At 63.5% G+C, this 13,815-nt stretch carries 11 protein-coding genes; 9 read left to right on the top strand and 2 right to left on the bottom strand.

The window, feature by feature from the left end:
- Positions 1-6 precede the first annotated feature (6 nt).
- From RSE12_20385 to RSE12_20355, 7 genes are read left to right on the top strand one after another with little or no spacing between them, the layout of a single operon-like run.
- Positions 7-951 (top strand): sugar ABC transporter permease, encoded by a 945-nt coding sequence (locus tag RSE12_20385; GenBank protein WRH62681.1) that lies wholly within the window; start codon positions 7-9, stop codon positions 949-951.
- 3 nt (positions 952-954) lie between these two features.
- Positions 955-1,800, top strand: coding sequence for a carbohydrate ABC transporter permease (locus tag RSE12_20380; protein ID WRH62680.1), 846 nt, complete (start codon positions 955-957; stop codon positions 1,798-1,800).
- Positions 1,797-3,875: an alpha-galactosidase gene (locus tag RSE12_20375; GenBank protein WRH62679.1), complete on the top strand. Its 2,079-nt coding sequence runs from the start codon at positions 1,797-1,799 to the stop codon at positions 3,873-3,875. Before RSE12_20380 ends, RSE12_20375 begins: the two co-directional genes overlap by 4 nt.
- A 27-nt stretch (positions 3,876-3,902) precedes the next feature.
- Entirely contained in the window at positions 3,903-4,799 is an 897-nt protein-coding gene (locus tag RSE12_20370; protein WRH62678.1) for a 2-dehydro-3-deoxygalactonokinase, read from the top strand.
- Positions 4,796-5,404, top strand: coding sequence for a 2-dehydro-3-deoxy-6-phosphogalactonate aldolase (locus RSE12_20365; protein WRH62677.1), 609 nt, complete (start codon positions 4,796-4,798; stop codon positions 5,402-5,404). Before RSE12_20370 ends, RSE12_20365 begins: the two co-directional genes overlap by 4 nt.
- A complete protein-coding gene (locus RSE12_20360) occupies positions 5,401-6,258 on the top strand; it encodes an SMP-30/gluconolactonase/LRE family protein (GenBank protein ID WRH62676.1) in 858 nt (285 codons plus the stop codon). The genes RSE12_20365 and RSE12_20360 overlap by 4 nt, the downstream gene beginning before the upstream one ends.
- Positions 6,255-8,156 carry a beta-galactosidase gene (locus RSE12_20355; protein WRH62675.1) on the top strand — a complete coding sequence of 634 codons (1,902 nt, stop codon included), beginning with the start codon at positions 6,255-6,257 and terminating at the stop codon, positions 8,154-8,156. The genes RSE12_20360 and RSE12_20355 overlap by 4 nt, the downstream gene beginning before the upstream one ends.
- Positions 8,157-8,160: 4 nt before the next feature.
- On the opposite strand, the gene RSE12_20350 is transcribed toward RSE12_20355, so the two are convergent.
- Positions 8,161-9,759, bottom strand: a complete 1,599-nt coding sequence (locus RSE12_20350; GenBank protein ID WRH62674.1) for an alpha-amylase family glycosyl hydrolase — start codon at positions 9,757-9,759, stop codon at positions 8,161-8,163.
- 376 nt (positions 9,760-10,135) lie between these two features.
- On the opposite strand from RSE12_20350, the gene RSE12_20345 reads away from it, so the two are divergent.
- Entirely contained in the window at positions 10,136-11,377 is a 1,242-nt protein-coding gene (locus RSE12_20345; protein ID WRH62673.1) for an MFS transporter, read from the top strand.
- Here the strand turns inward: RSE12_20345 and RSE12_20340 are convergent.
- On the bottom strand, positions 11,374-12,402 hold the full coding sequence (locus RSE12_20340; protein ID WRH62672.1) for a DUF4424 family protein: 1,029 nt from the start codon (positions 12,400-12,402) through the stop codon (positions 11,374-11,376). The two genes, RSE12_20345 and RSE12_20340, sit on opposite strands and share 4 nt — an antisense overlap.
- A 143-nt stretch (positions 12,403-12,545) precedes the next feature.
- Between RSE12_20340 and RSE12_20335 the strand changes: the two genes are divergently transcribed.
- Entirely contained in the window at positions 12,546-13,724 is a 1,179-nt protein-coding gene (locus RSE12_20335; GenBank protein ID WRH62671.1) for an MFS transporter, read from the top strand.
- Positions 13,725-13,815 lie beyond the last annotated feature (91 nt).

Genomic DNA, 13,815 nt, shown 5'->3' with positions numbered 1-13,815 from the left:
TGACTTATGGCGAACGCATCAGGCACGCTGACGGCGGCCACGGCTATGCACAGCAGACGACGCTGGAACCAGCGCACCCTGGCACCCTGGCTGTTCCTGTTGCCGGGCACCTTGATGTTCGCCGTCTATGTGTTGTGGCCGATCTTCCAAAGCATTTCCCTGTCGTTCTATGACTGGAACGGCTTGTACAACCGCGAGGGCGAATTCACCGGCACCTATATCGGCCTTCAGAATTACCGCGAGCTTGGCAATGACCCGGCTTTTGAAACGTCACTCTGGAACAACCTCAAATGGTTGGTTCTGTACATGCTCGCCCTGCCCATCGGGCTGTTCCTGGCGATCTTCCTGAATCAGACCGTGCGGGGAATCCGGCTGTACAAGTCATTGTTCTTCTTCCCCTTCGTCATCAGCCAGGTTGTCGTTGGTCTGATTTTTGCCTGGTTCTACGCGCCAAACTTCGGCCTGTTTTACCTTTTGACGGAGTGGATCACCGGCGATGGCACGGCCATTCTTGCCGACCCCGATCTTGTGACCTACGGAATCATCGCCGCGGGCCTTTGGCCGCAGATCGCCTATGTGATGATCCTGTATCTGACTGGCCTGAACAACGTCGCACCCGACCAGATCGAGGCGGCGCGTCTGGACGGGGCAAAGGGTTGGAAGATGCTGTGGTACGTCGTGCTGCCGCAACTGCGCCCGGCCACCTTCATCGCCGTGATCGTCACCGTCATCGGCGCGCTGCGGTCGTTCGACCTTGTGTCGATCATGACAAGCGGTGGCCCCTTCGGATCAAGCCGCGTGCTGTCGTTCTACATGTACGAAATGGCGCTGGGTGAGATCGGACTGCGTATGGGCTATGGTGCGGCCATCGCGGTTGTCCTGTTTGCCATCATGATGATCTTCATTTCGGGCTTCATCTGGAAGATGTGGCGCGACGAGAAGGAGCGCTGATCCATGTTCCCGCGTCCCATTCAGAAAACCAGCCAGCCGATGCAATGGCTGTATTCCATCGCCCTGCCCATCGCGCTCTTGATCTGGCTGTTCCCGCTTCTTGGCGTGGCCCTCACCTCGCTGCGGCCTGCATCCGATCTGGCGCAGGGAAACTACTTCGGCATGCCCTCGGGGATTGCGTGGGAGAATTACGTCTACATCTTCACCGAAACGCCTATCGGGCAGTACATGGTGAACTCGCTTTGGGTGACGATCCCCACCGTGATCGGTGCGGTCAGCTTGTCGCTGATGACAGGCTTTGCGCTGGCGGTTTACGGGTTCCGGGCGAACATTCTAGTGTTCTTCATGTTCGTGGCAGGCAACTTCGTGCCGTTCCAGATTCTGATGGTGCCGGTGCGCGATATGACGCTGCAACTTGGCATGTATGATACCTGGTATGGGTTGGCGCTGTTTCATATCGCGTTCCAGACCGGGTTCTGCACCCTTTTCATGCGCAACTTCATCAAGGCCCTGCCTTACGAGCTGATCGAAGCCGCGCGAGTGGAAGGCGTCTCCGAATGGCGGATCTTCTGGTTCATCGTGCTGCCGCTGATGAGACCTGCCATCGCAGCGTTGTCGGTGCTGGTATTCACCTTCATCTGGAACGATTTCTTCTGGGCCACGGTGCTGACCCAAGGCGTAGACAGCCAGCCGATCACGGCAGGGTTGTCCTCGCTGAACGGCCAATGGATTGCGCAATGGCACCTTGTGTCCGCCGGGTCGATCCTTGCAGCGTTGCCGCCGGTCGTGATGTTCTTTCTGATGCAGAAGCATTTCATCGCGGGGCTGACGCTGGGGGCGGTGAAGTGACCGAATTTCGTCTGGACGCAGGAACAGGGGCCACAGCGCAGACCATCGCGCTTACAACCTCGGGCGGGATTCCCGAAGTGATCTGGTGGGGCGCGGCCCTGCCCGCCGGCGAGGATCTTGTGCACCTCGCCGCCGCATCACGCAATGATCTGACCGGTGGGATGCTGGATGCTTTGCCCGCGCTTTCGCTGTCGCCCGAAGCGGGCCGCGCCTTTCAGGGCCAACCGGGCCTGGTGCTTGCGGCGGCGGATGGCATGCCGATGCAGCCTGCCTTTGTCTTTGACCGGGCCGAGCAAAGCGCGGGATTTCTGCGCCTGACCAGCGTGTCAGCCGGGTTGCGGCTGATCCATGAACTGACAGCCCATGCCACGGGTGTGATCGAACTGCGCAGCATTCTGGAGGCGGACACTCCCGTACGCCTGCACTGGCTGGCCGCGCCGGTTCTGCCCGCCCCGCAGGATGGCGAGATCATCGATATCCACGGCAAATGGACGCGCGAGTTTCACCTGAACCATGTCGCATGGACCCCCGGCATCCGCCTGCGTGAGGCGCGGACTGGCCGATCGGGGCATGAGCATCCGCCCTATGTGATCTTCGCTGGGCGTGGCGCGACCAACACCCAAGGCGAGGTGCGGGCCCTGCATTACGGCTGGTCCGGCGGGCACCGCATGGTTGCCGAGGAACTGCCCGATGGCCGCCGTCAGGTGCAGTTCGGCCATCCTTGGGGGGCGGAAACCCAGCCCCAAACACGGTTTGAAACCGCGCCGCTGCTGGCGCTTTGGTCGGGTCACGGGTTGAACGGGATTGCCGCGACTTTCCAGCACGACCTGCGCGACAGAGTGATCACCTGGCCCGATGCAGCCCGCCCGCGCCCGGTGCATTACAACTGCTGGGAAGCCATCTATTTCAACCACAACCTTGCCGATCTGTCCGCCATCGCCGACCGCGCCGCTGCTATGGGGGCTGAGCGGTTCGTGCTGGATGACGGCTGGTTCGGGCGGCGGGATGATGACACGACCAGTCTGGGCGACTGGACCGTGGACCGGCGCAAATGGCCCGAAGGTCTGCATCCGCTGATCGCGCATGTCCATAAGCTGGGCATGACCTTCGGCCTGTGGTTCGAACCTGAAATGGTCAACCCTGACAGCGATCTGATGCGCGCCCATCCGGATTGGATGTTGGGCCCCGCTGATCAGGTGGCGGGCCGCAACCAGATGGTGCTGGACCTGTCCCTGGCTGACGCGCGGGAGTATCTGTTCCACGCTGTGTCTGAAGTGCTGGCCGAATATCCCATTGATTACATCAAATGGGATCACAACCGTCTGCTGCCGGTGGTGGATGCCGCGCAGACGCGGGGGATTTACGAACTGCTGGGGGCGTTGCGAAAAGCGCATCCGATGGTGGAAATCGAAAGCTGCGCCAGCGGTGGCGGGCGGATCGATGCAGGCATTCTGGCGCATACCCAACGGGTCTGGCTGTCCGACAGCATCGATGGGATCGAACGGTTGCGGATGCAGCATGACGCCGCGCTTTTCCTGCCAGCGGCGGTGACCGGAAGCCATGTTGGCGCGCGGCGCAGCCACACAGCGGGGCGCGTTCTGCCTATGTCCTTCCGGGCCTGGGTCGCGGCGCAGCGGCATTTCGGGTTCGAGATGGATTTGCGGACGCTGACTGATGATGAGGCTGCCGTTCTGAAGGCCGTGACCGACTGGTGGAAGGCCAATCGTGCGTGGATGATGGCAGGCACGATCTGCCGCGTGGACAGCGACGATCCCGCTGTGGTGGCCGAGGTGCAGGTTGCCGCCGATGGCGGGCGCTTTGTGCTCTTTGCCGGGCAGGGTGAGACGAGCGTGCAGATGCTTCCCCGCCCCCTGCGGCTGGCGGGATTGGATCCCGACGCGACCTACAGGCTGCGGCTTGTGAACCCTGAAGACGCGCCGCCTCAGTCACGCGGTCCCAATGCGCTGAAATCCGGGGGCTTGACGCTTTCAGGGCGTGTGCTCATGCAGCGGGGGCTGCTTTTGCCGGTGGCTTGGCCCGCAACGATGTGGGTCGTGGAAGGTGAACGTGTCTGACAGGCGACCCTGCGAGAAGGCGGAACAATGACGGTGGAATGGATCGCGGTCGATTGGGGGACAACCAACCTGAGGGTTTGGGCCATGGGGCACCGCGGTGTTCTGGCAGAGGCCGTGTCGGATGATGGCATGGGGCGGCTGGATCGTGACGGGTTTGAACCTGCGCTTTTGCGGTTGATTGCACCTTGGCTGGTCGACGGAACGCGGACAGAAGTGATCGCCTGCGGGATGGTGGGCAGCCGTCAAGGCTGGTTCGAGGCGCCCTATCGCACGGTCCCTTGCACCCCACTGGATCCTGCGGCGACAGTTGCCGCGCCGACGCGGGACGCACGGATATCGGTTCGGCTGGTGCCGGGCCTGAAGCAGGCCGCGCCCGCCGATGTGATGCGGGGAGAAGAGACGCAGATCGCCGGGGTTCTTGCCCTTAGCCCCGGTTATGACGGGATCATCTGCCTGCCCGGCACGCATTCCAAATGGTCGCATATCAGCGCGGGCGAAGTGGTCAGCTTCCAGACCTTCCTGACCGGCGAGATGTTTGCGCTGCTGTCGCAAGCCTCGGTCTTGCGGCATGGCATGGTGGGCGAGGGTTGGGACGACGCCGCCTTTGACGAAGGCCTGTCGGATGCGTTGTCGCATCCCGAACGGATCGGGGCGAAGCTGTTCGGCATTCGCGCGGAAGGCCTGATCGCGGGGCTCTCTGCGGCGGCAGCGCGGGCGCGGCTGTCCGGGTTGCTGATCGGGATGGAACTGGCTGCGGCGCGGCCCTATTGGCTGGGTCAGGCGGTCACGCTGGTGGGGTCCGAAGGGCTGGCGAAGTCCTATGCACGGGCATTGCGGACCCAGGGCGTGGAACCGCGCATGGTTTCGGGAACAGAGGCTGTGTTGGCAGGTTTGCAAGCGGCACGGACAAGGGTAACGGCATGACGCATCGCAACATCATCGCCATCCTGCGGGGGATCACGCCCGATGAAGCGGTTCCCGTGGCCGAGGCTTTGGTCAGGGCCGGGATCACCCGGATCGAAGTGCCGCTGAACAGCCCGCATCCGATGACGTCCATTGCTGCGATGGCCAAGGCCTTGGGTGAACACGCGCAAATCGGGGCGGGTACTGTGCTGACAGTGGCCGAAGTTGCCGAAGTGGCCGAGGCTGGCGGGCGTCTGATCGTGTCGCCGAACTGCGATCCGGAAGTCATCCGCGCGACCAAGGCGCGGGGGCTTGCCAGTTGGCCAGGTGTAATGACGCCAACCGAATGCTTTGCAGCGCTGAAGGCCGGGGCGGATGGGTTGAAGATCTTTCCCGCCAGCCTGATCGGGCCGGATGGGGTAAAGGCCATGCGTGCCGTCCTGCCGAAAGACTGTCAGGTTTATGCCGTCGGCGGCGCGGGGCCGGACAACTTTGCCCAGTGGGTAAAGGCCGGAGCAAGCGGCTTTGGCATTGGAACCGCGATCTACACACCGGGCCTGTCGGTGGCAGACGTGGCCGCGCGGGCGGCGCGCATCGTTGCCGCGCATGACGAGGCCTTTGCATGATCCATGATGGCCGTGTCTGCGAACTGGGCGAGGGTGCGCTCTGGCATCCGCTGCGCCGCCAGTTGTTCTGGTTCGATATTCTGGGAAAGCGCCTGCACAGTATCGAGGATGGCGTGCCGCGCAGCTGGAGCTTTGTCGAGATGGTCTCGGCCGCGGGCTGGGTCAGCCGGGATGTGCTGCTTATCGCGGGTGAGCGGGATCTTTTCCTGTTCGATCTGGAAACCGAAGAGATCGAAACGCTGGCCGAGCTTGAGGCCGATGATCCGGGTACCCGGTCGAATGACGGGCGGGCGGATCGGCAGGGTGGGTTCTGGATCGGCACGATGGGCAAACGCGGCGGCGATGATCCGGGCCGCGGGTCGATCTGGCGCTGGTATCGCGGCGAGTTGCGGCGGTTGTATTCCGGGCTGACGATCCCGAATTCTATCTGCTTTTCACCAGACGGGCGCTTTGCCCATTTCTCGGACACACTGACTCATCGCATCCAGCGGGTGGCGCTGGATCAGGATGGCTGGCCTGCGGGTAACGCTGAAACCTTCGTCGACCTTGGCGATGAGGGGCTTTTGCCGGATGGTGCCACCGTGGATGCTGCGGGCAACCTATGGAACGCGCAATGGGGGGCGGGGCGTGTGGCCTGTTACGGCCCCGACGGCCGGTTCCTGAAGGCAGTCCCCATGGGCGCAGGCCAGACCTCCTGCCCGGCATTCGGGGGAGAGGGGTTGTCGACCCTGTATTGCACATCCGCCCTTGAAGGCATGGATGCAGCCGCCCGTGCGGCCGACCCCGATGCCGGAAAAACCTTTGCCGTGCCAAGTGTTGGCACAGGCCTTCCCGAACCGCAGGTGATGATTTGAAACGGTCCCTTGGCGTTTGCTATTACCCCGAACACTGGCCCGAAGCGCAATGGGCCGAGGATGCCGCCCGCATGGTGGCGCTGGGTTTGACATGGGTGCGCATCGGCGAATTCGCCTGGAGCCGGATGGAGCCGGAGCCGGGCCGCTTCGATTGGGAATGGCTGGACCGGGCGATTTCCGTGCTCGGCGGGGCCGGGTTGCAGGTGGTGCTTGGCACACCCACGGCGACGCCGCCGCGCTGGATGCTGGACAAGCATCCCGACATGCTGGCGGTGGATGCGCAGGGACGCGCGCGCGGGTTCGGGTCGCGGCGGCATTACTGTTTTTCCCATCGCGGCTACCGCACGGAATGCGCGCGGATCGTTACAGAACTTGCGCGGCGCTATGGGCACAACCCGCATGTGGCGGCATGGCAAACTGACAACGAATATGGCTGCCACGATACAGTGCTGAGCTATTCCGATGCCGCCCGTGATGCCTTTCGCGAATGGTTGGCGCAGCGGTATCAAAGCCCGCAGGCGCTGAACCGGGCATGGGGCAACGTGTTCTGGTCGATGGAGTATTCCTCGTTTGATGAGATTGGTCTGCCCAACCTGACCGTGACCGAGGCGAACCCGTCGCATGTCATGGCCTTTCGCCGATTTGCCAGTGACGAGGTGGCCGGTTTCAACCGGCTGCAAACCGAAATCGTCCGCAAGCATTCGGACGCGCCGATCGCCCATAACTATATGGGCCGTATCACGGAATTCGATCATTTCGCCGTGGGCGCGGACCTCGATATCGCGTCGTGGGACGCCTATCCGCTGGGCTTCCTGTCCGACCGTCTGGAGGTGACCCCCGAACACAAGCGTCGCTTCGTACGGCAGGGCGATCCTGATTTTCAGGCGTTCCACCATGACCTTTACCGCGCCGTTGGCCGCGGTCGGTGGTGGATCATGGAACAGCAGCCCGGGCCGGTGAACTGGGCCCCGTGGAATGCCGATCCGCTGCCGGGTATGGCGCGGCTTTGGGCGTGGGAGGCCTTTGCCCATGGCGCCGAAGCCGTGTGTTATTTCCGCTGGCGGCAAGCGCCCTTTGCGCAGGAACAGATGCATGCGGGGCTGTTGCGTCCCGACAGCGCACCGGCACAAGCCTTTGAAGAGGCCGGAAAAGTGGCAGCTGAGCTGGCAGCGATGCCGGATGTCGGCACCGCGCGCGCAGATGTGGCGCTGGTGTTCGACTATGCCAGTGCATGGGCTTGGCAGACGCAGCCGCAGGGGCGGGATTTCGATTACTTCCGGCTGGCCTTTGCCTTCTATCGCGGGCTGCGGCGGTTGGGGCTGAATGTGGATATCCTGCCGCCGGATATGGCGGACCTGACGGGGTACAAGCTGGTGCTGGCGCCGGGGGTGGCAACCTTGTCTGCACCGTTCCTGACCGCGCTCACGGGCTTTGACGGGACGGCCCTGATCGGGCCGCGCAGCAATGCCAAGACGGTGGAGTTTGCCACGCCGGTGCCACTGCCGCCCAATCTGCCGGGGCTGGATGTCGTGGTGGCGCGGGTGGAAAGCCTGCCGCCTGATGTTCCCGTGCCACTGGAGGCGGGCGGTAACCTGTTGCATTGGCGGGAAAAGATCGAGGGCGGGGCCGAAGTGGTGGAGCGTGCCACCGATGGCTGGCCTGCGCTTCTGCGCGCGGGGGGCATGCACTATCTGGCGGGGTGGCCAGAGGATGCGGTGCTGGACCGGATGCTGATTGCCCTGTGCAAGGCGCAGGGGATTGCGGTTGAGGTGCTGCCCGAAGGGTTGCGGCGGCGCGACAGCGACACGCACCGCTTCTGGTTCAACTACAATCCGTTTGCGGTGGAGTGGGATGGCGTGACCATCCCCGCCGCTGGGGTGCATTGGGAGCCGCTCTGACCTGTCAGAGCGGTCCGGATGCCGTGGCGAAAGCCGCGCCGTTGGGGCCGAGGGTAAGGGTGTCGCCTGCAAGGTTCGCGTCCAGCGAGGGGCCTGTCAGGCCGTTCAGACCTGCGATGTTCAGGGTGACTGGCGCGGGCGACAGGTTGAAAAGACAGGCCATACCGTCGCCGCGCAGGAAGCCAAGCACTGGATCGGGCAGATCGATAAAGCGGGTTTTCCCATGACGCAGAGCCGGGCTTTCGCGCCGGAAGGCCAGCATCTTGCGATAGAAATTCAGCACGGAATCAGTATCTTGCACCTGTGCTGCCACGTTGCGGGACAGTTGCGGGGCCTTGACCGGAAGCCATGGTCTGCCTGTGGTGAACCCGCCCTCTGCGCTGCTGTCCCAGACCATCGGGGTGCGGGTGTTATCGCGGCCGACGGGTTCGGGCCAGAAGGCGATGCCTTGGGGATCGGTGAGTTCGTTGAAACTGAGGGTCGTGTCGGTCTGACCCAGTTCCTCGGCCTGCCAGAGGCAGATGGAACCTTCAAACGACAGGATCAGAGCGGCGGCCTGTTTGGCGAGGGCGTCTTGGGTGATGCCGTGCTTTGCCCAGCGGGTGGCGTGTCGGGGGACATCGTGGTTCGAGAAGGCCCACATCGGCCAGCCTTCCGGCGCGCCGGCGAAGAAGTCCCTGATCCGGCTACGGAAAAATTCGGGCGTGTAGTCGTAGCCCATCATTTCAAAGCTATAGCATTGGTGCAGGCGGCCCGGGGCGGTGTAGTCGCCCATCATGCGGATGGCGTGGTGGCTTTCACCCATTTCGCCCACCGAAGTGCGGTTGGGGAATTCGTCGAGCAGGGCGCGGATGCGTTCGATCCATGCCAGGTTTTCCGGGCGGTTCTTGTCGAACAGGTGATACTGCATCCCGTAAGGGTTTGCTTCTGCTTGGGTTTTTTCGCGGTAATCGGCGGGGTTGTCGCGCAGAAGTGGGTCGTGGAAAAAGTAGTTCACGGTATCCAGACGGACCCCATCTACCCCCCGTTCGAGCCAGAAGCGCATGTTGGCGAGGTGCCAATCCTGCACGGCGGGGTTGTGAAAGTTGAAGTCGGGCTGTTCGGACAGGAAGTTGTGCAAGTAGTACTGCTTGCGCCGAGCGTCCCATGTCCAGGCGCTGCCGCCGAAGACGGAAAGCCAGTTGTTTGGGGGTGATCCGTCGTGTTTCGGGTCGGCCCAGACAAACCAATCAGCCTTTGGATTGGTGCGGTCAGCGCGGCTTTCGCGGAAGAAGGGATGCTGGTCCGAGCAGTGCGACAGCACCTGATCGACGATCACCTTCAGGCCAAGATCATGCGCTTTTTCAATGAGTTGCGCAAAGTCTGACAGGGTGCCGAAGGTGGGGTCGATATCGGTGTAATCGGACACGTCATAGCCCATGTCGAGCATCGGCGAGGTGAAGACCGGCGAGAGCCAGATCGCTTCGACGCCTAGATCGGCAATGTAGGGAAGGCGGCGGGTAATGCCCGGAATATCACCGATCCCGTCGCCGTTCGTGTCCTGAAAAGAGCGGGGATAGACCTGATAGGTGACAGCACCTTTCCACCAATCCGATGCTGACATCCGTCCCCCCAGAATATGCCGCCTTGCCCAAGCGTTAGCGGGAACGGGGGGGCTTTGACAGGGGGAATGGCGGAATGGACTGTGCAGCAGGCGGTGCAGATGATGGTGCAGACAACTGTGCATACAAATTCAGAGAGATTGGGGGCGGTTTGGTGATTTTCTGTGCGTGAATGCGCGGAGGTGGCGACTGTGCCTTGGGCGTTTGTTCGGGTGGCGAGGTCCGGATTTTGGGTATTTGGGCCAAGATGAAATGGCAGGGTCGGTGTGGCGTGATGGGGGGGGCAGGTCCGGGGCGAATTGTCTGCATCACAAATCTGCATTTGACCTTCGGGGGTGGCGGGCAGAGAAGAGTGCGGATCAGTCAAGGTGATCCCGCATGACAACCAAAGCCCCCCTCATCACCCCGGTTCTGGTTGCGGGGTGTTTCATCCTGATGCTGGGCTTTGCCATCCGCGCGAGTTTCGGGGTGTTCCAGATCCCGATTGCCGAGGAGTTCGGTTGGGCGCGGGCGGAGTTTTCGCTGGCCATCGCCATCCAGAACCTTGCCTGGGGGATCGGACAGCCCTTGTTCGGCGCGGTGGCAGAGCGGTTCGGGGATCGCAAGGCGATTGTCGCCGGGGCGTTGATGTATTCGGCGGGGCTGCTGTTGACGGCTTTTGCCATCACGCCGGGGCAGATGCAGCTTTTGGAAATCCTCGTTGGCTTTGGCGTGGCGGGAACGGGGTTCGGTGTGGTGCTGGCCATCGTGGGCCGCGCGGCGAGCGCGGAGAACCGGTCGATGGCGCTTGGCATTGCCACGGCGGCGGGGTCGGCGGGGCAGGTGTTCGGGGCGCCGGTGGCAGAGTTCCTTTTGCAATCCTATAGCTGGCAGATCGTTTTCATCATCTTTTCGGTTGTCGTGCTGGGCACGCTGTTCGCGCTGCCCTTCATCCGGTCGCCCCGGGTGGCAACCAAGGCCGAGCTTGAGGAAAGCATGGGGGTGGTGCTGACGCGGGCATTCAAGGACCCGTCCTATACGCTGATCTTTCTGGGCTTCTTTTCCTGCGGCTATCAGCTGGCCTTCATCACCGCGCATTTCCCGGCCTTTGTAACAGAGCTGTGCGGGCCGATTGATCCGGGCGGCATGATCGCGGGAATGGGGATCACGACGACCAGCGCGCTTGGGGCGGTGTCGATTGCCACCATCGGATTGTTCAACATCGTCGGCACGATCACGGCGGGGTGGCTGGGCAAGCGATACACCAAGAAATACCTGCTGGCGGGCATCTATACGGGCCGGACGATTGCGGCGGCGGTGTTCATCCTGTTGCCGATCACGCCGGAAAGCGTGCTGATCTTTTCGGCTGTGATGGGGGCGCTGTGGCTGGCCACAGTGCCGTTGACGAGCGGGTTGGTGGCCCACCTTTACGGGCTGCGCTACATGGGCACGCTGTACGGTGTGGTGTTTCTAAGCCACCAGATCGGCGGGTTCCTGGGCGTGTGGCTGGGCGGGATGATGTATGACATCACCGGGGGCTACACGATGGTGTGGTGGATCGGGGTGGGCGTGGGTGCGTTTTCGGCCATCGTGCATCTGCCGATCAAGGAGCGTGAGGTGCGCGCCCCCGCCGCCGCCTAACCGGGAGGCGGGGTCACGATCAGGATCTCCAGATCGCGGTCGGGCGTGTAGGTCTGCTTTTCGATCACGAAGGTGGTGGGGCCGGTCTTTTCCACGCCGCTGGCGCAGAGCGAAATGACGTTTTGCGCGGCACCCTTATCCAGCGTCAGGCGGAAGCTGCCGATGGGGCCCGCCCATGAGTTGGCGGTTCTGAGGACATAGGCGAGGTTGTAGGCGATGCCGTAGCCATCAGGCCCGAGCCGTTTGGCGATGGCGCGCGAGGTGCCGTCGTCGATGCAGTAGCGGGTTTCGTAGTCCTGCGCCCATTCGTCTGTGGGGGGATGCTGCCAGCCGAACAGGCCCCCCGGCGGGCGGTTTTCGTATTCGTGCGAGATGTTGACGGTTTGGCCTGCGGGGAAGGTTTGTGTCCAGTGATAGCGCAGGATGATGGACCAGAGCGGCCAGATTTCCATGGGGATACCGGCGGCGGGATCGCCGTCGTAGACATCAATCAGGCCTTGGGCGATGAGGGGGGCGCGTTCCTCGGGCGTCATGACATGAAGCCAGTCTGTCACGCTCTTTATGTCGATCGTCATGGGGATGTTGGCGGCGCGCAGTGCGGCGGTGACGTCTGTTCCGGGGGTGTCGTATTGTTCTGACAGGGGCCGGTCGGCGGACCATTCGGGTTCGATCACGGCGATGCGGTCGATGGTCAGGGGCACGGATTGGCCGTTCACGGTGGCGGTGAAGTTCACGAGGTTTTCACGGTCGCCTTCGTGGATGTTGAAATCCGAGGTCATCAACGCCGCAAGCGGGATCGGGGGGAGGGGGAAGATCACCTCGCCCGTGACATCCCGGTCTGTCAGGTTGCGGAAGGTGTAGGTGACGCGGATGCGGTCGAGGCCGATGAACAGGTCTTCGGTTTCCATCGCGATGGCGTCGGTCTGGGCGAAGTGCAGGCCGGTGGCGGCGATGCCGCCGAAGCCGTCATTCGCGAAGGTTGGGGTGGCGAGAAGGAAAAGCGCGGTGAGGGGGGCACGGAACATGGGGGCACTCCTGACAGGTGGGGGAAGTGTGCAGGGGCAAGGGGCGTTGTGGCAAGCGGGTTGAGAGGCCGGGCTTGCGCCGGGCAGTCGGGATGGGCAGGAAGTGCCACGGGTGGAGGAATTTCCGTGCAAGAGCGGGCAGAATGAGAGCGGGCATCGCGGTGCTGGTGGCGGCCTATGTGCTGAGCCAGTTCTACCGGGCATTTCTGGCGGTGCTGGCGCCGGTGCTGGCGGCCGAGATTGGCGCGGGGGCGGATGATCTGGCGGTGGCGTCGGGGGTTTGGTTTCTGGCCTTTGCGTTGGCGCAGATCCCGGTGGGCTGGGCGCTGGACCGGATCGGGCCGCGGATGACGGCGGCGGTGTTGTTGGGGATTGGGGGCGCGGGCGGGGCGGCGGTCTTTGCCATGGCGCAGGGGCCCGGTGCGGTGACGGTGGCGATGGCCTTGATCGGGGTGGGCTGCGCGCCGGTTTTGATGGCGGCCTATTACATCTTTGCGCGGACCTATGCGGCGGCGGTGTTCGGCACGCTGGCCGGGGTGATGATCGGCCTGGGGTCGATGGGGAATATCGCGGCGAGCCTGCCCTTGGCCGCGGCGGTGGAAGCGATGGGTTGGCGGCAGACGTTGTGGGTGCTGGCGGGGGTGACGGGCGTGGTGGCGGTGGCGCTGGGCGTTCTGGTGCGCGATCCGCCGAAGGTGACGGGATCGGGGGGCGGGTCGCTGATGGACCTGCTGCGGATGCGGGCGCTGTGGCCGGTACTGGTGATGATGGCGGTCTGCTATGTGCCGGCGGCGGGGCTGCGGGGGCTGTGGGTGGGGCCGTACTATGCCGATGTGTTCGGCGCGGATGCGGCGGTGATCGGGATGGCGACGCTGGTCATGGGGGTGGCGATGGTTTTGGGCAGCTTTGCCTATGGACCGTTGGAGCGGTGGCTGGGCACGCGGAAATGGCTGATCCTGGGCGGGAATGCCGGGGTGTTGCTGGCCCTGATCGCGCTGGCGCTGTGGCCCGCGGCGGGGGGAGGGGTCACGCTGGCGCTGCTGGCGGGGATCGGCTTCATGGGATCGTCCTATGCCATGGTGATCGCGCATGGCCGGGCCTTTGTGCCGCCGCATCTGGTGGGGCGGGGGGTGACGTTGCTGAACCTGTTCGGGATTGGGGCGGTGGGGATCGCGCAGGTGGTGACAGGGCGGATTCACGCGGGGCTGGCCGCGCAGGGCGGGGCGGCGGCGGTGCCCTATCAGGGGCTGTTTGCCTTTTTCGCGGTGGTGCTGTTGGCGGGGCTGGTGGTTTACGCCTTTTCACAAGATCGGACGGACTGATCCCGACAGGCGGAATTCCCTTTCGCGACTGGCCGGGTTGGGGTAACAGGCCCCGTCTTTCGCTGAAGAGGACGGGTACAAGGAGAACCCC

The sequence above is a fragment of the Fuscovulum sp. genome (assembly GCA_035192965.1).
Taxonomy (GTDB): Bacteria; Pseudomonadota; Alphaproteobacteria; order Rhodobacterales; family Rhodobacteraceae; genus Paragemmobacter.
Note: the sequence above shows the minus strand (reverse complement) of the source record. Positions and strands in the feature narration are given on the sequence as shown.